General features: G+C 71.7%; 20 protein-coding genes. All 20 read right to left on the bottom strand.

The annotated features are described in order from the left end of the window. Positions 1-7 precede the first annotated feature (7 nt). On the bottom strand, positions 8-661 hold the full coding sequence (locus tag ACTIE9_RS10325) for a Trp biosynthesis-associated membrane protein (RefSeq protein WP_439565489.1): 654 nt from the start codon (positions 659-661) through the stop codon (positions 8-10). Beyond that, positions 658-2,178, bottom strand: a complete 1,521-nt coding sequence (locus tag ACTIE9_RS10320) for an anthranilate synthase component I (RefSeq protein WP_439565488.1) — start codon at positions 2,176-2,178, stop codon at positions 658-660. The genes ACTIE9_RS10325 and ACTIE9_RS10320 overlap by 4 nt, the downstream gene beginning before the upstream one ends. Beyond that, a complete protein-coding gene (hisI, locus tag ACTIE9_RS10315; protein WP_439565487.1) occupies positions 2,175-2,537 on the bottom strand; it encodes a phosphoribosyl-AMP cyclohydrolase in 363 nt (120 codons plus the stop codon). Before hisI ends, ACTIE9_RS10320 begins: the two co-directional genes overlap by 4 nt. Further along, complete coding sequence (hisF, locus tag ACTIE9_RS10310; protein WP_439565486.1) at positions 2,534-3,295, bottom strand: imidazole glycerol phosphate synthase subunit HisF; 762 nt, start codon at positions 3,293-3,295, stop codon at positions 2,534-2,536. The genes hisI and hisF overlap by 4 nt, the downstream gene beginning before the upstream one ends. Further along, the gene (gene hisG / locus ACTIE9_RS10305; protein ID WP_439565485.1) at positions 3,295-4,134 is read right to left on the bottom strand and encodes an ATP phosphoribosyltransferase; all 840 of its coding nucleotides are present in this window, start codon (positions 4,132-4,134) and stop codon (positions 3,295-3,297) included. The genes hisF and hisG overlap by 1 nt, the downstream gene beginning before the upstream one ends. 49 nt (positions 4,135-4,183) lie before the next feature. Further along, on the bottom strand, positions 4,184-4,447 hold the full coding sequence (locus tag ACTIE9_RS10300) for a phosphoribosyl-ATP diphosphatase (protein ID WP_439565484.1): 264 nt from the start codon (positions 4,445-4,447) through the stop codon (positions 4,184-4,186). Positions 4,448-4,486: 39 nt separating this feature from the next. Next, on the bottom strand, positions 4,487-4,855 hold the full coding sequence (locus ACTIE9_RS10295; RefSeq protein ID WP_255159491.1) for an FKBP-type peptidyl-prolyl cis-trans isomerase: 369 nt from the start codon (positions 4,853-4,855) through the stop codon (positions 4,487-4,489). Between the two features lie 12 nt (positions 4,856-4,867). Beyond that, positions 4,868-5,548, bottom strand: a complete 681-nt coding sequence (gene rpe / locus ACTIE9_RS10290; protein ID WP_439565483.1) for a ribulose-phosphate 3-epimerase — start codon at positions 5,546-5,548, stop codon at positions 4,868-4,870. A 59-nt stretch (positions 5,549-5,607) separates the two neighbouring features. Then, positions 5,608-7,011, bottom strand: coding sequence for an RsmB/NOP family class I SAM-dependent RNA methyltransferase (locus ACTIE9_RS10285; RefSeq protein WP_439565482.1), 1,404 nt, complete (start codon positions 7,009-7,011; stop codon positions 5,608-5,610). Then, entirely contained in the window at positions 7,008-7,925 is a 918-nt protein-coding gene (gene fmt, locus ACTIE9_RS10280; protein WP_439565496.1) for a methionyl-tRNA formyltransferase, read from the bottom strand. Before fmt ends, ACTIE9_RS10285 begins: the two co-directional genes overlap by 4 nt. A gap of 75 nt (positions 7,926-8,000) precedes the next feature. Then, on the bottom strand, positions 8,001-10,052 hold the full coding sequence (locus ACTIE9_RS10275) for a primosomal protein N' (RefSeq protein ID WP_439565481.1): 2,052 nt from the start codon (positions 10,050-10,052) through the stop codon (positions 8,001-8,003). A gap of 2 nt (positions 10,053-10,054) precedes the next feature. Then, a complete protein-coding gene (metK, locus tag ACTIE9_RS10270) occupies positions 10,055-11,248 on the bottom strand; it encodes a methionine adenosyltransferase (protein ID WP_439565480.1) in 1,194 nt (397 codons plus the stop codon). Between the two features lie 55 nt (positions 11,249-11,303). After that, entirely contained in the window at positions 11,304-12,515 is a 1,212-nt protein-coding gene (gene coaBC / locus ACTIE9_RS10265; RefSeq protein WP_439565479.1) for a bifunctional phosphopantothenoylcysteine decarboxylase/phosphopantothenate--cysteine ligase CoaBC, read from the bottom strand. Between the two features lie 12 nt (positions 12,516-12,527). After that, positions 12,528-12,785, bottom strand: coding sequence for a DNA-directed RNA polymerase subunit omega (rpoZ, locus tag ACTIE9_RS10260; RefSeq protein ID WP_293168195.1), 258 nt, complete (start codon positions 12,783-12,785; stop codon positions 12,528-12,530). A gap of 48 nt (positions 12,786-12,833) precedes the next feature. Further along, positions 12,834-13,748 (bottom strand): guanylate kinase, encoded by a 915-nt coding sequence (gene gmk / locus ACTIE9_RS10255; protein ID WP_439565495.1) that lies wholly within the window; start codon positions 13,746-13,748, stop codon positions 12,834-12,836. An 8-nt stretch (positions 13,749-13,756) separates the two neighbouring features. Beyond that, positions 13,757-14,581, bottom strand: coding sequence for an orotidine-5'-phosphate decarboxylase (pyrF, locus tag ACTIE9_RS10250; RefSeq protein ID WP_439565478.1), 825 nt, complete (start codon positions 14,579-14,581; stop codon positions 13,757-13,759). Next, positions 14,578-17,862 (bottom strand): carbamoyl-phosphate synthase large subunit, encoded by a 3,285-nt coding sequence (gene carB, locus ACTIE9_RS10245; RefSeq protein ID WP_439565477.1) that lies wholly within the window; start codon positions 17,860-17,862, stop codon positions 14,578-14,580. The genes pyrF and carB overlap by 4 nt, the downstream gene beginning before the upstream one ends. Continuing rightward, positions 17,862-19,004 carry a glutamine-hydrolyzing carbamoyl-phosphate synthase small subunit gene (gene carA / locus ACTIE9_RS10240; protein WP_439565476.1) on the bottom strand — a complete coding sequence of 381 codons (1,143 nt, stop codon included), beginning with the start codon at positions 19,002-19,004 and terminating at the stop codon, positions 17,862-17,864. The genes carB and carA overlap by 1 nt, the downstream gene beginning before the upstream one ends. Then, positions 19,001-19,522, bottom strand: coding sequence for a PH-like domain-containing protein (locus tag ACTIE9_RS10235; RefSeq protein ID WP_439565475.1), 522 nt, complete (start codon positions 19,520-19,522; stop codon positions 19,001-19,003). Before ACTIE9_RS10235 ends, carA begins: the two co-directional genes overlap by 4 nt. After that, the coding region (locus ACTIE9_RS10230; RefSeq protein WP_439565474.1) for an amidohydrolase family protein at positions 19,515-20,189 on the bottom strand (675 nt) is incomplete at its 5' end. The genes ACTIE9_RS10230 and ACTIE9_RS10235, both read right to left, overlap by 8 nt.

The following is a 20,189-nucleotide window of genomic DNA, read 5'->3' as shown; positions in this document are numbered from 1 at the left end:
GTCGAGTCTATCGTGCCGTCGGGTCGTCGCCGTCGCTCAGCGCGTCCCACGCGTCGAGCCGGTCGACACGATCACCGTCGCCCGTCGGGGCGAGGCGCACCGCATCGTAGCGACGGGTGCGCTGCGGCCAACGGGATGCCGTGAGCGCGATTCCGATGCCGATCAGGAGGGCGGCGGCACCGGCGGCGATCGCGATGCCGGGCCAGATCGAGACGGAGATCTCAGCCACGAGGGCGCTCACCCCGGTGACCCCATCGATCCCCGTCGCCTCGGTGAGCGGCGCGAGCGCGGCGGTGAGCGGATCCGCGAGCGCGGCTGCCCCGGAGACCGTGATGCCGAGGCCGAGCAGCGCCTGCAGGAGGCCGAGGACGACGCGGAAGACCGGACCGGCGAGAGCGAGAGCGCCCACGAGCGCCAGGGCGGCGATCGCGAACGGCGGCACGGCCGGGGCAGCGGCATCCCCCGCTGCGACGACGGGGCGCCCGTCATCGAGCACCACGGAGACCCACACCTGCGACCAGGCGAGGAACGCCACGGCGGCGGCGGCGACCGGCAGCAGGAGCGCCAGGGTGCGCACGCGGCGTGATCCGGGGCGCTCGGTCGCGCCCTCCCCCGTCGGCACGGCGCCCTCGAGGTCGTCCTCCGAGCGGGCCCCGGTCACGCGCCCGGCCTCTGCAGCGCGTTCGCGATCACCACGGCCCGCAGAGGGGCCGCGGCCTTCGAGAGGGTCTCCTGGAACTCCGCCTCGGGAACCGAGTCGGCCACCAGCCCGGCCCCGGCCTGCACGCGTGCGACGCCGTCGGCGAGGTAGGCGGTGCGGATCGCGATGGCGAGGTCGAGGTCGCCGGAGAACGCGAAGTAGCCGACGACGCCGCCGTACACCCCGCGGCGCGCGGGCTCGAGCTCGTCGATGATCTGCAGCGCCCGCGGCTTGGGGGCACCGCTGAGGGTGCCGGCCGGGAACGTGGCGCGGAAGACATCGATCGGCGTGACGTCGTCGCGCAGATCGCCCTCGACGCTCGAGACGAGGTGCATGATGTGGCTGAAGCGCTCGACCTGCATGAACTCGGTGACCTCGACGGTGCCCGCACTGCACACCTTCGACAGATCGTTGCGACCGAGATCGACGAGCATCAGGTGCTCCGCCTGCTCTTTGCGGTCGGCCAGCAGCTCCTCCGCCAGTTCGCTGTCGCGCTCGGGCGTGTCACCGCGCGGCCGCGAGCCCGCGATCGGGTGCGTGTAGACGCGGCCGTCGGTCACCTTCACGAGCGCCTCGGGTGACGACCCGACGATCGCATAGGGGCTGCCGTCGGCGGTCTCGAGGGCGAGCGCATACATGTAGGGCGACGGGTTGAGGGCGCGCAGCACGCGGTACACGTCGAGGGGGCTCGCGGTGAGGTCGTGGTCGAATCGTTGCCCGATCACGACCTGGAACACATCGCCGTCGCGGATGAACTCCTTCGACCGCTCGACCGCGGCGAGGAACTCGGCGGGCGTCGAGCGATGGTGCGCCATCGGTGCGGCGTCGAGGTCGATGCGCGCGATGCTCGGCTCGGCAGGCGCGGCGAGAGCAGCTTCGAGCGCGTCGAGCCGGCGCTGGGCATCCGCCCACAGCGTCTCCTCGTCGTCGACGCCGTCGCCGAGGGCGCTCGCGATGAGCGAGACGGTGCCTTGCCGGTGATCCATGACGATCAGCTCGCTGACGAAGACCATCGCGAGCTCGGGGCAGGGGAAGTCGCTCGGCGGCGCATCGGGCAGGTGCTCGACCTGCCGCACGGCATCCCACCCGATGAAGCCCACGAGCCCGCCCGTGAGCGGAGGGTGCGCGGGGTTCTCGGGAGAGCGCCAGCGGGCGTAGAGCGCGTCGAGGGCCGCGAGCGTCGTGGGGAAAAGGGTGCCGCCGAAGGCGCGCTCGGCATCGAGGGAGCCCGCGATCCACACCGCGGCGCCTTCGCGCTCGGTCAGCACGCCGAACGAGCGCACGCCCACGAACGAGTAGCGCGACCAGATGCCGCCCTGCTCGGCCGACTCGAGCAGGAAGGTGCCCGTGCGGCCCTCGGCGAGGGAGCGGTAGAGGCCGACGGGCGTGAGCGCGTCGGCGAAGAGCGTGCGGATGACCGGCACCACACGCGCCTCGCGCAGCTGCTGCGCGAACTCATCGCGAGTCGTCGTCGTCACGCCGCCGCGCCGATCGTCGGGTCGAGCGGGTCGACGTCGAAGCACGAGCGCGCCCCGGTGTGGCACGCCACCCCGACCTGCTCGACCTGAACGAGCAGGGTGTCGCCGTCGCAGTCGAGCGCAGCACCGCGCACATGCTGCACGTGCCCGCTCGTGTCGCCCTTGCGCCAGTACTCCTGCCGCGACCGGCTCCAGAAGGTCACGCGACCCTCCGTCAGAGTGCGGCGCACCGCCTCCGCATCCATCCAGCCGACCATGAGCACCTCGCGCGAGTCGTGCTGCTGGATGACGGCGGGCAGCAGCCCGGCGCCGTCGAAGCGCACCCTGGCCAGCACGGCGTCGATATCGAGCTCGCTCATCGCACGCTCATCCCCTCTGCGCGCAGCGCATCCTTGACCTGGCCGACCGTGAGCTCGGCGTTGTGGAACACGCTCGCGGCGAGCACGGCGTGCGCACCCGCCCGCACCGCGGGGGCGAAGTGCTCGAGAGCCCCCGCGCCGCCCGACGCGATGACCGGCACGGTCGACACGTCGGCCACCGCCGCGATGAGCTCGAGATCGAAGCCGGTCTTGGTGCCATCGGCATCGATGGAGTTGAGGAGGAGCTCGCCGGCACCCCGCTCGATAGCCTCGCGGGCCCAGTCGATAGCGTCGATGCGCGTGCGCTCGCGCCCGCCGTGCGTGGTCACGACGAATCCGCTGGGCGCCGCGGCATCGCGGGTGACATCGAGCGAGAGCACGCAGACCTGCGCGCCGAAGCGATCGGCGATCTCGTCGATGAGCGGCGGGCGGCTGATCGCGGCGCTGTTCACGCCGATCTTGTCGGCGCCGTGCGCGAGCAGGCGCGCGACGTCGTCGACCGTGCGCACCCCTCCTCCGACGGTGAGCGGGATGAAGACCTGCTCGGCCGTGGCCTGCACGAGATCGAGCATCGTCGCGCGGTTGTCGACCGTGGCCTTCACATCGAGGAACGTCACTTCATCGGCACCCTGCTCGTAATAGGTGCGCGCGAGCTCGATCGGGTCGCCGGCGTCGCGCAGATCGAGGAAGTTGACCCCCTTGACCACGCGGCCCGCGGCGACGTCGAGGCACGGGATGACCCGGACGGAGACGGCCATCAGATGCGGGCGGCGTGGATCGAGCTGACGAGGATGGCGCGGGCACCGAGGTCGTACAGCGCGTCCATGACGTGATTCGTCTCGTCGCGCGGCACCATCGCGCGCACCGCCACCCACGAGCCGTCGGCGAGCGGCGACACCGTCGGCGATTCGAGCCCCGGCGTGATGGCCTGCGCGCGCTCGAGCAGCTCGCGCGGCAGGTCGTAGTCGATGAGAACATACTGCCGCGCGACGAGCACGCCCTGGAGTCGACGCTGCAGGGTCGCGATGCCGGCACGCTCGGGCTGGGCGCTGATCAGCACCGCCGTCGACTCGAGGATCACCGGGCCGACGATCTCGAGGCCTTGAGCGCGCAGAGTCGAGCCCGTCGAGACGACGTCGGCGACGGCATCAGCGACCCCGAGGCGCACGGCGGATTCGACCGCGCCATCGAGACGGATCAGCTGCGCCGTCACGCCGTGCTGCGCGAGGAATTCGCCGACGAGACCCGGGTAGCTGGTGGCAACGCGCGTGCCGGCCAGGTCGGCGAGCTCGGCGACCGTGCCGGGAGGGGCGGCGAACCGGAAGGTCGAGTCGCCGAAATCAAGGGGCTGGATCTCGACGGCGGCCGAGCCGGAGTCGAGCAGCAGATCGCGGCCCGTGATGCCGACGTCGAGCGCGCCCGAACCGACGTAGGTCGCGATGTCGCGCGGACGCAGGTAGAAGAACTCGACCCCGTTCCGCGGGTCGGCGACCGTGAGGGCGCGCGGGTCGCGACGACCCGCGTACCCCGCTTCCACGAGCATCTCGACGGCGGTCTCGGAGAGCGATCCCTTGTTGGGTACCGCGATTCTCAGCATGGTCTGGTCTCTTCGGTGACGGCGCGCCCGGTCGGGGCGGCGGGGTGGTCTAGAGGTGCTTGTAGACGTCGTCGAGCGTGAGGCCCTTCGCGACGAGGAGCACCTGCAGGTGGTACAGAAGCTGCGAGACCTCCTCGGCCGTCGACTCGTCGCTCTCGTACTCGGCGGCCATCCAGACTTCCGCGGCCTCCTCGACGATCTTCTTGCCGATCGCATGGATGCCCGCATCGAGTTGCGCGACGGTGCCCGAGCCCTCGGGGCGCAGGCGCGCCTTCTCGCTCAGCTCGGCGAACAGGGCGTCGAAAGTCTTCACTGGCCCAGGCTACCGGCCCGGCGCCGGGAGGACGGCCGTCTAGGAGACGCCCAGCAGGTCGATGACGAACACGAGGGTCTTGCCGGAAAGGCGATGCCCGCCACCGGCGGGGCCGTAGGCGAGATGGGGCGGGCACACCAGCTGACGGCGGCCCCCGACCTTCATGCCCGGGATTCCCTTCTGCCAACCCGCGATAAGGCTGCCGAGCGGGAAGTTGATCGACGACCCGCGATTCCACGAGGCGTCGAACTCCTCGCCGGTCTCGAATTCGACGCCCACGTAGTGCACGTCGACGGTCGATCCGGGAGCGGCCTCGGCGCCGGTGCCGACGACGAGGTCGGTGATGACGAGGTCGGTGGGCGCGGGGCCCTCGAAGAAGTCGATCTCGGGCTTCGTGTTCTGGCTCATACCACCATCCAATCAGACCTGGCCGGGCGTTCCGTGCGCGTGCGCTTCGGCCGCGGCGCGCAGCTCGACGATGGCCGCCTCGACGCTGTCGCGCCCGTACACGGCCGAGCCCGCGACGAAGGTGTCGGCGCCGGCCTCGGCCGCGACGCGGATCGTGTCGAGTGTGATGCCCCCATCGACCTGCAGCCACACGTCGAGGCCGTGGCGATCGACCGCCTGCCGCAGCGCGCGGAGCTTCGGCATCGTCTCCGGCATGAACGACTGGCCTCCGAAGCCCGGCTCGACGGTCATCACGAGAACCTGATCGAACTCGGGCAGCAGATCGAGGTAGGGCTCGATGTCGGTGCCCGGCTTGACGGCGAGGCCCGCTCGACTGCCGCGGTCGCGCAGCGCCCGCGCGGTCGAGACGACGTCGTCAGCCGCCTCGGCGTGGAAGGTCACCGAGAACGCGCCGAGCTCGGCATACCCCGGCGCCCACCGGTCGACGTCGCTGATCATGAGGTGCACGTCGAGCGGGATCGGCGCGATCGCCTGCAGCCGGCCCACCATCTGCGGCCCGAACGTGAGGTTCGGCACGAAATGGTTGTCCATGACGTCGACGTGCACGAGGTCGGCGCTCGCGATGCGCTCCACATCGCGCTGCAGGTTGACGAAGTCGGCCGAGAGGATGCTCGGGTTGATGCGCACGGTCACGTCGCCAGCGTAGCGACGCAGGCGCGTGCACGCCGCGCGCCGCTCGGAGCCAGGGCTGCTCAGCGACGGGTCAGCAACTGGATGAACATCGCATCGGTTCCCTGCCGGTGCGGCCAGAGCTGCGCGGCCCCGTTCGGGAGCTCGCCGAGGTCGAGCGGGGTGCGCGTGATGCCGGCGAGCACGGTCCGCGCGTCGAGCGGGACGACGTCGGCGGGGTGCTCGGCGAGGAGGGCATCCACGATCGCCGTCGTCTCGTCGGGGTGCGGAGAGCACGTGACATAGGCGAGCACTCCCCCGGGTCGGAGTGCCGAGAGCGCGCTGCGCAGCAGAGCGGCCTGCAGCGCGGCGAGCGGGCCGACATCGTTCTCGCCCTTCCGCCATCGCGCCTCCGGTCGACGACGCAGGGCTCCCAAGCCCGTGCACGGGGCATCGAGCAGAATGCGATCGAACTCCCGAGGGTGACGGGATGCCAGATCACGGCCGTCCTCGACCCGCACCTCGACCGTCGGATCGACGGCGCGCAGGGCGCGGCGCACGAGCTCGGCGCGCGCGGGAACGAGCTCGTTGGCTGTGAGCATCGCACCACCCGCTCGCGCTTCGGCGGCGAGCAGCGCTGCCTTGCCCCCCGGACCGGCGCACACGTCGAGCCAGCGCTCCCCCGCCGTGATCGGGCGTGCGCGACTGAGGGCGAGCGCGGCGAGCTGCGAGCCTTCGTCTTGCACCCTCGCCGCGCCGACGGCCACAATCGGATGCGCTGCCGGGTCACCTGCGGCGGAGCGGGCCCCGACCGGCGAGAAGCGCGTCCGGTCGCCGAGCGCCTCGGCCGTGCTGAGCCCGGGCAGCGCCACCAGCGTGACTCTCGGCGGGGCGTTGTCGGCGACGAGCAGGTCGTCGAGCTCGCTCTCGCGCCCCTCACGAGCGAGGGCGGAGCGGAGTGCGCGGACGATCCAGGCCGGATGCGCGTGGGCGATGCCCTTGCGCTCGTCGGGGTCGGTGACCCCCTCCAGGAGACGCGCGGTCCACGTGGCGTCATCATCCCGTGAGATCGTGCGGAGGACGGCGTTGACGAATCCGGTCGTGCGCGCCGCACGGGCCCGACGGGTGAGTTCGACGGTCTCGCCGACGGCGGCATGCGCCGGAGTGCTCATGCCGAGCAGCTGGTGCGCTCCCAGGCGCAGCACATCGAGCGCCACAGGGTCGATCGCCGCGATGTCGCGCCCCGCGGCGCGCGCGATGATCCGGTCGTAGTGCCCGCGGCGACGCAGCGTGCCGTACGTGAGCTCGGTCGCGAAGGCGGCATCGGCGCCCGTCAGCCGGGCGCGGCGCAGACGCGTCGGCAGCAGCAGGTTCGCATAGGCATCGTCGGCCGCGACCGCGCGCAGCACGTCGAAGGCCACCTGGCGCGGCGTCGCGGTCGAGCGCGCTCGCGCCTTCGAGCCGTCCGACTGCTCGCGGGACGTCACGAGAACACCGGGTCACGATCAGCCGGCAGCCCGCGAGCCCAGTCTGCCGCCGCCATCGCGGGCTTCCCGGCGGGCTGCACGCGCAGCAGCTCGAGCGGTTGCGTGGCCGTGCCGACCAGTACCCGGCCGCCCTCGCGGCGCACGGTGCCCGCGGGCAGTGCCGCGGCATCCCGCGCGATCGCCGCCTCGAGCACCTTGATCGCCTGATCGCCCCACAGCGTGAAGGCGCCGGGCTCGGGCGTCACGCCGCGCAGTCTCGCGTGCACGGCCTCCGCGGGCTCGGTCCACCGCAGTGCGGCATCATCGCGGCCGAGCTTGGGAGCGACGGTCACCGCGCCCTGCTGCCGCTGCGCGACCGCAGTGCCCGCTGCCAGGGAGTCGACGACCTCGCGCACGAGATCGGCGCCCGAACGGCTCAGCTCGTCGAGGAGCGAGCCCGCGGTGCGGTGGGCGCCGATGGGAGTGGTCAGGCGGGCGTACCAGTCGCCCTCGTCGAGGCCTTCGGTGAGCTGGAAGACGGTCGCCCCGGTCTGCGCGTCACCCGCGATCACGGCATGCTGCACGGGAGCCGCCCCGCGCCATCGCGGCAGCAGCGAGAAGTGCAGATTGATCCAGCCGAGGCGCGGCCAGCTCAGCAGTGGCTCCCGCACAAGGGCGCCGAAGGCAACGATGACCCCCAGATCGACCGTCAGGGTCAGCAGCTCGTGCCCGATCTCGCTCAGTCGTCGCGCGGTGATCACCGGGAGGTCGAGGCGCTCCGCCTCCACCGCGACCGGCGTGGGCGTGAGCACCCGCTTCCGGCCCTGCGGCGTGGCCGGTCGGGTGATGACGCGCACGATCTCATGCTCGGTCGCCGCGAGCGCCGTCAGGGTCGGAACGGCCGCGGCGGGGCTGCCGGCGACGATGAGACGCAGAGCGGTCATGACCCCATTCAACCGGATGCCCGCTCTCGGCCCGACCGCGGCCGTGCGATGACGGCCGCGCCCGACTCACGCGAGCGGCCTCGCACCGGGGTCGTCGAACGGCTCGCTGTCGTCGAAGCGCACCCGCAGTGCGGGCACGCGACGGCGAGGAGGCGAACCCGGCACGCGCGTTATGCGAGCCGTGGCCCCGCGAACGATCTCGGCCTTCAGACGAACGGCAACCTCGGCACCGCGGGCGTAGTCGAAGCGCGCGATGGCCCGCACGCGCCCTTCATCGAGTTCGATCGGACCGAGCACATCGACACCCTCGAGATCGGCGAGCGATGCCGTGGCGCGCGCGACCGCCTCGGGCGTGCCCGCGAGTGCCGCCACCCGGACCGCGGGCGGGAACCGGAGCAGTCGCCGGTCGCCGAGCTCGGCGGCGGCGATGCGCTCCGGATGCCCCGTCGCCAGCGCTGTCGCCACGGCGCCCCCGACACCGACGAGCAGCACAGGAGCGTCGGGTGCCGCGAGCGCCGCGGCATTGCACCACCACCGCACGCAGTCTTCGATGACGCGGAGGCTCTCGCGCGCCAGCATTCCCTCGCCGTCGAGCAGCAGGACCGCGCGATAGCCTCCCGCGACGAGGGGCTCAGCGCCGCGCGTCGCAACGACCAGCGTGCGCCCTCCGGGCGCCGACTGCACGGGGGTCTCGCCGTCGGAGACGATGACCCGAGCGCCGGGGAAGGCGCGGCCCAGCTCGTCGGCGGTCCGTGCCGAACCGCGGCCGACCGTGCGCCACCGCTCGCCGTCGCAGGTCGCGCAGCGCCATCCCACCGCGAGGGCGCCGCACCAGCGGCACGAGGCTGCAGCGCCCGCTCGGGGGATGCCGAGGGGCCCGCGGCACGACGTGCATCGCGCTGTCTCCCCGCACTCGGTGCAGGCGATGCGCGGGGCGTACCCGGGGCGGGCCACCTGCACGAGCACCGGACCCTGCTGCAGGGCATCCGCCACCGCCCGCCAGGCTGAGGAGGGGATCCGCCCGCGCGCCTCGTCACCCCCGGTCTGCTGCGCGGTCGGCGTGATGCGGCGGCGCCAACGGCCGAGCGGCTCGACTGCGGTGAGCCAGCCCAACTCGACGAGCCGCTGCACATCGGTGCTGCGCGCGTGGGCGGCGAGCACGAGCGAGCATCCCGTCTCCTCCTGCCGCAGCAGTGCCAGATCGCGACTGTGGACGCCCGGAGCGTGCGGCTCGACGTGCAGCCCGTCGCCGTCGTCCCACACCGCGACGAGCCCGAGCGCGGGAGCGGGCGCGAGCAGCGCCGACCGGTTGCCGATCACGATGACGGGTCGGGGCTCGAGCGTGCGCAGGAACGCACGGTAGCGATCGGCGGCGGGTTGGGTCGCGTCGATGCGCGCGGTATCGTCCGGCCCCGCGAGAAGTGCCAGGCACGTCGAGAGATGGTCGAGGTCGCGGTAGTCGGGAACACTGACGATCGCACTTCGGCCGGCGGAGAGGGTCGCGACCGCGAGCTCGGCGAGCGTGCGCACGGCGGCCGGCACCCACACATCGGGGGCGATCTCGACGGGATGCGGGATGCCCGTGAGCGCGATGCGACGGCCATCGGCCGCGTCTCCTCCCGGAACCATCGCGAGGGGCACGGCGTCGAACCGCAGCGCGGCGGCCACGGCATCGGGGGCGTACCCGCTGATCGGCGGGGCGACGGGCCGCGCGGCATCCCTCGCCCGCGCAGCGGCATCCGACTCGGCGCGGCGCGCCAACCAGGCCTTCTCGACGCGCACCTGCCGGGGCGGAACGGCCACGCGCACAAGGTCGCTCGCGACCCCCGCTGCGCGATCCGCCGCACGCCGCACGAGGCGCCACACACCGGCGTCGAGCACCGCGGCAGGGGACACGACCTCATCGAGCTCGCTCAGCACCCCCTCGTAGCCGACCTCGTCGGCCACCTCGACGATGTACCCCTTCGCCTGCCGACCGGCCGACCTCAAGGGGACGAGCACGCGCACACCCGGGACGGCCTGCTCGCGCCACCGCTCAGGGATGCGGTAGTCGAACAGCCGGTCGAGCTGAGGCAGGGGGGAATCGAGCAGCACCCGGGCGATGGATGCCGGCGGCACGATCAGAGACCGGCCTCCGTGCGCAGCGCGTCGACGCGGTCGAGGCGCTCCCACGTGAAGTCGGGCAGCTCGCGACCGAAGTGGCCGTAGGTGCTGGTCTGCGCGTAGATGGGGCGCAGCAGATCGAGATCGCGGATGATCGCACCGGGCCGCAGATCGAAGACCGTGCGGATCGCCTCGATGATGCGCTGCTCATCGACATGCGCGGTGCCGAAGGTCTCGACGTAGAGACCGACGGGGGCGGCTGTGCCGATCGCGTACGCGACCTGCACCTCCAGCCGATCGGCGAGCCCGGCCGCGACGGCGTTCTTCGCGACCCAGCGCATCGCGTAGGCGGCCGAGCGGTCGACCTTCGACGGGTCTTTACCCGAGAATGCTCCCCCGCCGTGCCGCGAGGCCCCACCGTAGGTGTCGACGATGATCTTGCGGCCGGTGAGACCTGCATCGCCCTGGGGCCCGCCGATCTCGAACCGACCGGTGGGGTTGATGAGCACCCGGGGCGAGCTCGGGTCGAATCCGGCGTCCGCGAGAACGGGCTCGATGACCGTGCGTCGCACCTCCTCGCGCAGCTGATCGGTGGCGACCGCGGGCAGGTGCTGAGTCGACAGCACGACCGTCTCGACCGTGCGCGGCACAGCACCCTCGTACCCGATCGTCACCTGGGTCTTGCCGTCGGGCGCGAGGTAGTCGAGTACGCCCTCCTTCCGCACCGCCGCGAGACGCTCAGCGAGACGGTGCGCGAGCCAGATCGGCAGGGGCATCAGCTGAGGGGTCTCGGTCGTCGCGTAGCCGAACATGATTCCCTGGTCCCCGGCCCCCTGCACGTCGCCCGCATCGGTGCTCGAGCCCTCGCGCGCCTCGAAGGCGGCGTCGACTCCGGCCGCGATATCGGGCGACTGCTCGCCGATCGAGACCGAGACGCCGCACGAGCGGCCGTCGAACCAGACGTCGCTCGAGGTGTAGCCGATGTCGGTCACGCGCGTGCGCACGATGCCGGGGATATCGACGTAGCCGCTGGTCGTGACCTCTCCCGCCACGTGGACGAGACCGGTCGTGACGAGGGTCTCGACGGCGACCCGGCTGTGCGGGTCGACCTCGAGGAGGGCGTCGAGGATGCTGTCGGAGATTTGGTCGCAGATCTTGTCGGGATGCCCCTCGGTGACCGACTCGGAGGTGAACAGTCGCAGCGCGGTCATGAGCGTCTTCCTGGTGTGATGGATCGATGGAGGCGGCATCCTCCGGGATGCGCGGCTACGCGAGCAGGTCGAGGATACGGTGCGCCACCGACGCCTTGTCTCCGGCGGCGCGCGCAACCACGTTACCGGCGCCGTCGAGCACGATGACGGTATTGGTCGCGGACCCGAAGCCCTCGGCCCAGCCGACCCGGTTGACGACGAGCAGATCGACGCCCTTCCGTGCCGCTTTCTCCGCACCGATCTGCAGCAGACGCGCATCGTCCGGCTCGGTCTCGGCCGCGAAGCCGACGATGCGCTGGCCCGGTCGCCGGCTCGAGGCGAGCCCCGCGAGCACGTCGGGGGTGCGCTCGAGGCTCAGGGTCAGGGTCTCCCCCACGGCGTCCTTCTTGATCTTGCCCTCGGCGATCGCGACGGGGCGGAAATCGGCGACAGCGGCGCTCATGATGATGATGTCGGCGTTCACCGCATGCTCGCGCATGGCCGCATCGAGCTCCGCCGCAGTGCCCACCTCGACGAGGGTCGCGGCCGCCGGGGCATCGACCTCGAGATGGGCCGCGACGAGCGTCACGGCCGCGCCGCGTGCAAGAGCCGCTCGTGCGAGGGCGGCCCCCTGGCGTCCGCTCGACCGGTTGCCGAGGAACCGCACCGGGTCGAGGGGTTCGCGAGTGCCCCCCGCTGAGATAAGGATGCGCCGGCCGACGAGATCGCGCGGTCCGACCACCGCGAGCGCGGCGGCCGCGATCTCCTCCGGCTCTGACATACGGCCCGGTCCGACGTCGGTGCCCGTGAGACGGCCGGAGTCTGGTCCGACGATCGTCACCCCGCGCGACCGCAGGGTCGCGATGTTGGCGACGGTCGCCGGATGCTCCCACATCTCCGTGTGCATCGCGGGAGCGATGACGAGCGGGGCTGAGCTCGCGAGCACGGTCGTGCCGAGCAGGTCGCCCGCGAGTCCGGTGGCGAGCGAGGCGATCGTGTGCGCGGTCGCCGGAGCGATCACGACGAGATCGGCGCGTTGCCCGAGAGCCACGTGCCGCACCTCGGCGACACCCTCGTAGAGGTCGGTGTGCACAGGATTCCGGCTGATGGCCTCGAGAGTCGGGCGGCCGACGAACTTCAGGGCACCTTCCGTCGCGACGACGTGCACGTCATGCCCCGCCACGACGAAGGCCCGTGCGACGCCCACGGCCTTGTACGCCGCGATCCCGCCCGTGATGCCGAGCACGACCGTGAGTCGACCCGCAGCATCCGGCATCGGGGCGGTCATGCCGGTGAGCGCCTAGTCCGTGAGGCGGGTGAGGACGAGCTTGTCCTCGTTGATCTCGTGCAGCGCGACTGAGAGCGGCTTGTCGTCGACCGTGGAATCGACGAGGGGGCCGACGTTGTCGAACAGGCTGCCCTCGTGCAGATCGGCGTAGTAGTCGTTGATCTGGCGAGCACGCTTCGAGGCGAAGATGACGAGCTGGTACTTCGAGTCGACCTTCGACAGCAGCTCGTCGATGGGGGGCTCGATGATGCCCGAGTTCTTGTCAGCCATGGGTGTCTCGCTCTCGTTGCGGCGCCGTGCTCTGCTCGGCGATCTGGTCTAGCGGGCCGAGCCGGCGCGACCCGGTGGGCGCGCTCCGCCGCTGGGCACTATGAGCAAGTCTACGACCTCCTGCGCCGCACGGCGCACATCATCGTTCACGACGAGCTCGTCGAACTCGTCCTGCGCCGCGAGCTCGACCCGCGCGGTCTCGAGGCGGCGCGCCTGCTCCTCGGGAGACTCCGTGCCGCGGCCGAGGAGGCGACGCACGAGCTCCTCCCAGCTCGGAGGAAGGAGGAACACGAGAACGGCATCCGGCATCGCCGCGCGCACCTGTCGTGCACCGGCCAGATCGATCTCGAGCAGCACGCTGCGGCCCGCGGCGAGAGCGGCTTCGACAGGCGGCTTCGGGGTGCCGTAGCGCGACGCGTTGTGCACGACCGCCCACTCGAGCAGTTCGCCCCGCTCGATGAGCGCGTCGAAGCCGGCATCGTCGACGAAGTAGTAGTGCACGCCGTTCTGCTCCCCCGGCCGCGGTGCGCGCGTTGTTGCAGAGATGCTGAGGAGCACATCGGGATGGTGCTGCCGGATGTAGCCGGAGACGGTGCCCTTGCCGACGGCGGTCGGGCCCGCGAGAACCACGAGGCGCCCACGACCCGCCCCGGCCTCGCGCGCACGCAACCAGGCGCGCAGGCGGGTGCGCTGGCGGTGACCCAGACCCCCGAGCCGCTTCACGGGCGAGATGCCCAGCATCTCGAGCGCGGCGTCGACGCGCCGGGGGCCGAGCCCTCGCAGAGTCCCCAGCAGCTCGGCGACGCGCATCCCGGCCTCAGGGCCATCGGGCGCGCCCCACGCCTGCTCCGCGACCTCGAGCGCGCTGCGCTCACCGGAGCGGACCGCATCCTTCACGACCGCTCGAGCGCGACGGGCGGCGACCGCCGCGCGTGATGCCGCCGCGCGGTCGACCTCGGGCATCGGCGTCGTCACGCCGTGAGCTCCGCCCGGTGGGCATCGAGCGCCGCTGCGAGACCGTCGGGGCCGGCGGAGAGCACGCTGCGGGTGACCGTGGGGATGACCGAGCCGGCGGCGACACCGTACACGTTCGCGAGCTCGCTCAGCCGCGAGCCCTGGTAGCCGAACCCCGGCCCGAGCACCGGTGTGTGCTGCAGGAGCACGGGATCGATGCCGCTCGTCGTGATGGGCTCGGTCGCGCCGATGACGACGCCGATCGACCCCCAGCCGCTGGCGCCGGCGTTGCGCACGGCGACGTCGCGGGCGAGTTGACCCGCGACCGAGCGGCCGCTGCCGCTCACCGACTGCTGCACCTCGCGCCCCTCGGGGTTGGAGGTCGCGGTGAGCACGAAGACACCCTTGCCGTGCTGCTCGGCGAGCTCGATGACGGGGTCGAGCGAGCCGAGACCCTGATACGCCACCGCCGTCATCGCATCCGACTCGAGCGGGGATCCCGGTGCGAGCCAGGCCTCGCCGTACGCGGCCGCCGTCGATCCGATGTCACCGCGCTTGACGTCGGCGATCACGAGGAACCCGCCCTGCCGTGCTGTCCGGATGACGTCCTCGAGCACGGCGTAGCCCGCTGCACCGAAACGCTCGAAGAAGGCGGCCTGGGGCTTCACGATGCCGACCCGGCCGTGCGCCGCCTCGAGCGCGGTCATGGCGAGCGAACGCGCGCCCTGCGGGTCGTCAGGCAGCCCCCACTGCCGCAGCAGCGAGGCGTGCGGGTCGATCCCGAGGCACAACCGGCCGTGGGCATCCACGACCGATCGCAGGCGATCGCCGAAGGGCATCATGCTCGAGCCGCCCGCGCGATCGCGTAGTCCTGCAGGCTCGTCACCGACACCGGCTCCGTCGCCGTCTCGAGCGAGGCGACGGCCGCGCCGACGGTGGCGATCGTCGTGAACAGCGGTTTGTCGGCCGCGACGGTCGCCGTGCGGATCTCGATGCCGTCGGCACGCGCCGAGCGGCCCGAGGGCGTGTTGATGACGATGTCGACCTCGCCCGCGTTGATGAGGTCGACGATCGACGGTTCGCCGTCGTCGGCCCCGCTGTGCTTGCGCACGACGCGCGCCGCGATGCCATACCGCGCGAGCACCTCGTTCGTGCCCTCCGTGGCCCACAGCTCGAAGCCGAGCTGGTGCAGGCGCAGGGCCGGCAGCACGACGGCGCGCTTGTCGCGATCGGCCACCGAGACGAACACGACGCCCTGCTTCGGCAGCCCGCCGTACGCCGCGTCTTGACTCTTGGCGAACGCGCGCGGGAAGTCGCGGTCGATGCCCATGACCTCGCCGGTCGAGCGCATCTCGGGGCCGAGCACCGAATCGACGATGACGCCCTCGCGCGTGCGGAAGCGCTTGAACGGCAGCACTGCCTCCTTGACGGCCACGGGGGCGTCGAGCGGCACGCTCGAGCCGTCGCCCGCCGGCAGGAGGCCGTCGCCGACGAGCGAGCGGATGCTGCGGCCGGTCATGACGAGCGACGCCGCCTTCGCGAGCGGGATGCCGAGCGCCTTCGACACGAAGGGGACGGTGCGCGAGGCGCGCGGGTTGGCCTCAAGCACGTAGAGCACGCCCGCGCCGATCGCGAACTGCACGTTGAGGAGCCCGCGCACGCCGATGCCCGCGGCGATGCCGCGCGTCGCCTCGCGCACGCGGTCGATCACGGAGGCTCCGAGCGTCACGGGCGGCAGGGTGCACGCCGAATCGCCCGAGTGCACCCCGGCCTCCTCGATGTGCTCCATGATGCCGCCGATGTAGAGCTCGTCGCCGTCGTAGAGCGCGTCGACGTCGATCTCGACGGCGTCGTCGAGGAACCGGTCGACGAGCAGCGGCAGCTCGGGGCCGATGATCGCTTGATCCTTCACCCGGTCGAAGTAGCCGACGAGGCTCGCGCTGTCGTACACGATCTCCATGCCGCGGCCGCCGAGCACGAAGCTCGGCCGCACGAGCACCGGATAGCCGATCTCCTCGGCGATCTGCACGGCGCTGTCGACATCCGTCGCCGTGCCGTTGCGCGGCGCCGTGAGTCCGGCCGCGTCGAGGATGCGCGAGAAGGCCCCGCGCTCCTCCGCGAGGTCGATCGCGTCGGGGCTCGTGCCGAGGATCGGGATGCCCGCCCGCTCGAGCCCGTGCGCCAGGCCGAGCGCGGTCTGGCCGCCGAGCTGCACGACGACGCCGACGAGCTCGCCCGTCGCCGACTCGGCGTGGATCACCTCGAGCACGTCTTCGAGCGTGAGCGGCTCGAAGTAGAGGCGATCGCTCGTGTCGTAGTCGGTCGAGACCGTCTCGGGGTTGCAGTTGATCATGATCGTCTCGAACCCGGCGTCACGCAGGGCGAAGCTCGCGTGCACGCACGAGTAGTCGAATTCGATGCCCTGGCCGATGCGGTTCGGCCCGGAGCCGAGGATGACCACCTTGCGGGCGGCGCTCGGCGCGACCTCGGTCTCGTCGTCGTAGCTCGAATAGTGGTACGGCGTGAGCGCCGGGAACTCGCCCGCGCACGTGTCCACGGTCTTGAAGACCGGCCGCACGCCCGCGTCCCAGCGGGCCGCGCGTACGGTTCCCTCGTCGAGGCCGCGCAGCTCGCCGATCTGGGCGTCGCTGAAACCGTGATCCTTCGCATGCCGGATCACCTCGGCGGTGAGCGCCGGCGCAGCCGCGATCTCGTCGGCCACCTCGTTGATGAGCGCCATCTGGTCGAGGAACCACAGGTCGATCCCGGTCGCGGCGAAGAGCTCGTCGATGCTCGCGCCGGCGCGCATCGCCTGCTGCACGGTCACGATGCGGCCGTCGGTGGGGATGCGGGACGCGGCGATCAGCGCATCCCTGTCACCGGGCTCGCCTGCCCAGTGGAAGCTGCTGCCGCGCTTCTCGAGGCTGCGCAGTGCCTTCTGCAGGGCGGTCGTGTAGTTGCGGCCGATCGCCATCGCCTCGCCGACCGACTTCATGGTCGTCGTGAGCTCGACGTCGGCGCCCGGGAACTTCTCAAAGGCAAAGCGCGGCACCTTCACCACGACGTAGTCGAGCGTCGGCTCGAAGCTCGCGGGCGTCACCTTCGTGATGTCGTTGGGGATCTCGTCGAGCCGGTACCCGATCGCGAGCTTCGCCGCGATCTTGGCGATCGGGAACCCCGTGGCCTTCGAGGCGAGCGCGCTCGACCGCGAGACGCGCGGGTTCATCTCGATGACGATGACGCGGCCCGTCGCGGGATCAACGGCGAACTGCACGTTGCAGCCGCCCGTGTCGACGCCGACGTCGCGGATGATGCGGATGCCGATGTCGCGCAGGTTCTGGTACTCGCGGTCGGTGAGCGTGAGCGCCGGGGCGACCGTGATCGAGTCGCCCGTGTGCACGCCGACGGGGTCGACGTTCTCGATCGAGCACACGACGACGGTGTTGTCGGCGTTGTCGCGCATGAGCTCGAGCTCGTACTCCTTCCAGCCCAGGATCGACTCCTCGAGCAGCACCTCGGTGGTCGGCGACTGGTGCAGGCCGTCGGTCACCATGCGGATCAGCTGCTCGCGGTCGTGCGCGAAGCCCGAGCCGAGCCCGCCCATCGTGAACGAGGGGCGGATGACGAGCGGGTAGCCGAGGTCGTCGGCGAAGGCGACGGCCTCGTCGACCGTGTGGGCGATGTGGCTGCGGGCCACGTCGGCACCCGCGTCGAGCACGAGCTGCTTGAACAGCTGGCGGTCCTCCGCCTTGTGGATCGCCTCGAACGACGCACCGATGAGCTCGACGTCGTATTTCGCGAGGATGCCCCGCTCGTGCAGCGCGATCGCCGCGTTGAGGGCCGTCTGGCCGCCAAGGGTCGGGAGCACCGCATCCGGCTTCTCTTTCGCGATGATCGCCTCGATGACCTCCGGGGTGATCGGTTCGATGTAGGTCGCGTCGGCGAAGTCGGGGTCGGTCATGATCGTCGCCGGGTTCGAATTGACGAGGATCACCCGGATGCCCTCCGCACGCAGCACGCGGCAGGCCTGGGTGCCCGAGTAGTCGAATTCAGCCGCCTGGCCGATGACGATCGGGCCGGAGCCGATCACCAGGACGCTGGTGATGTCGTCGCGCTTGGGCATCAGGCGGTGGCCTTTCCGGTGTGGGCGACGACCATGTCGTGGAACCGATCGAACAGATAGGTGGAGTCGTGCGGCCCGGCCGCGGCCTCGGGGTGGTACTGCACCGAGAAGGCCGGGATGTCGAGCGCGCGCAGGCCCTCGACCACCTGGTCGTTGAGCCCGATGTGGCTCACCTCGACGCGGCCGAAGCCCGCGGGGCTCTCGACGACGCCCTCGAGCGGGGCATCCACCGCGAAGCCGTGATTGTGCGCCGTGATCTCGATACGACCCGTGGCCTTGTCGAGCACCGGTTGGTTGATGCCCCGGTGGCCGTAGGGCAGCTTGTAGGTGCCGAAGCCGAGGGCCCGGCCGAGCAGCTGGTTGCCGAAGCAGATGCCGAAGAAGGGCAGCCCGTCGCGCAGAACGCCCTGCAGCAGCTCGACGTGCGCGGCGCTCGCCGCGGGGTCGCCAGGGCCGTTCGAGTAGAAGACCGCGACGGGGTGGATCGCGCGCAGCTCGTCGAGGGTGACCGATTGCGGCAGCACGTGCACCTCGAAGCCGCGCTGAGCGAGCTGCCGCAGCGTCGACTCCTTCACTCCGAGATCGAGCACCGCGAGGCGGCCGATCGACGGCCCCTCCGCCGGGATGACGGTCGCGTGGTCGACCGAGACCTCGGCCGAGAGGTTGCGGCCCGTCATCTCGGCCGACGAACGCACGATCGCGAGCTGCTCGTCGTCGCTCAGGGCTGCCTCCGCGCCCGAGAAGATGCCCGCGCGCATCGCCCCGCTCTCGCGGATGCGGCGGGTGAGGGCGCGTGTGTCGATGCCGCTGATGCCGACGATGCCCTGGCCCTCGAGGTCGTCGTCGAGGCTACGCGTGGCACGGTGGTTCGAGACCCGTCGCGCGGGGTCGCGCACGACGAAGCCCTCGACCCAGATGCGACGCGATTCGGGGTCGTCGTCGTTCATGCCGGTGTTGCCGATGTGCGGCGCGGTCATGACGACGATCTGGCCCGCATAGCTGGGGTCGGTCAGGGTCTCCTGGTAGCCGCTCATACCGGTGGCGAAGACGGCTTCGCCGACGGTGCGGCCCTCGGCGCCGTAGCGGCGCCCGACGTACCGGGTGCCGTCCTCGAGCACGAGCACGGCCGGGGATGTGGTCACGATGAGATTCCTTCTGCGGGATGGTCGGCGGAGGCCGGGGTGAGCGCCTGCACCGCGGCGACAAAGGCGGAAGCCTCAGCGGCGTCGGGCAGGCGCAGGTAGCTGTCGACAGGGCTGTCGCCGAGCATCCAGCCGATGAGCACGAGGCCGTCGCGCTCGACGACGCGGTCGATCGTCCAGGTGGCGCGGCCCGCACCCCTCAGCGATGCCGGAGAGATCAGGATGGGTCGCTGACCGCGCACAGCGAGCACGACCCCCTCGGGATGCACCGCCGCGGTGACCCGGGCGCGGAAGCCGAGCCCGTGCACGGCGATGCGCTCGAGCGGCTCGTCGGCGACCGTCGTCGCAACGTACCAGCCGTCGGCGACGAGGGATGCGGAACCGAGCGCCTCGAGCGCCGGCACGGGCCGGGCGACGTCCGACTGCCGCCGTCGGCGGCTCGCCCAGCCGTGCAGCATGAGCGCGAACACCCCGAGGATGACGAGGGCGATGATGAGGGTGGGCAGCAGCCTATCCACGGGCGACCTCCTGGTGAGCGGCCGCGACGACCTCGGGCTCGACGAGCGCGCCGTCATCGACGGTGAGCACCCCGCGGTGCACGGTGTGCACGACGCGACCCGGGAGCTGCCGGCCGAGATACGGAGTGTTGGTGCTGCGACCGCGCAGATCGGCGGTGCTCCACGCACGGGCATGCGCCGGGTCGACGAGGGTGATGTTCGCGGGCGAGCCGATCTCGAGCGGGTGGTCGTAGCCGTCGAGCCGCCCGATGCGCGCCGGAGCGGTCGACAGCACGCGGGCGACATCGCTCCAGCTGAGCATCCCCGTGTCGACGACGGCCTGCTGCACCACGCTGAGCGCCGATTCGAGGCCGACCATGCCGAAGGCCGCCTCGGCCCAGGTGCACTCCTTCGCCTCGACGGGGTGCGGAGCGTGGTCGGTTGCGACGATGTCGATCGTGCCGTCGGCGAGAGCGGCGCGCAGCGCGTGGACGTCCTCGTCGCGGCGCAGCGGGGGGTTCACCTTGAAGCGCGCGTCGTAGCCGCGCGCCAGTTCCTCCGTGAGCAGCAGGTGGTGCGGGGTGACCTCGGCCGTGACCGCGATGCCACGGGCCTTCGCCCAGCGCACCACGTCGACAGAGCCCGCGGTCGACAGGTGGCAGACGTGCAGGCGGGCACCCACATGCTC

The organism is Microcella sp. (assembly GCF_051860105.1).
Classification (GTDB): domain Bacteria; phylum Actinomycetota; class Actinomycetes; order Actinomycetales; family Microbacteriaceae; genus Microcella.
This window is presented reverse-complemented; position numbering and strand designations above follow the sequence as displayed.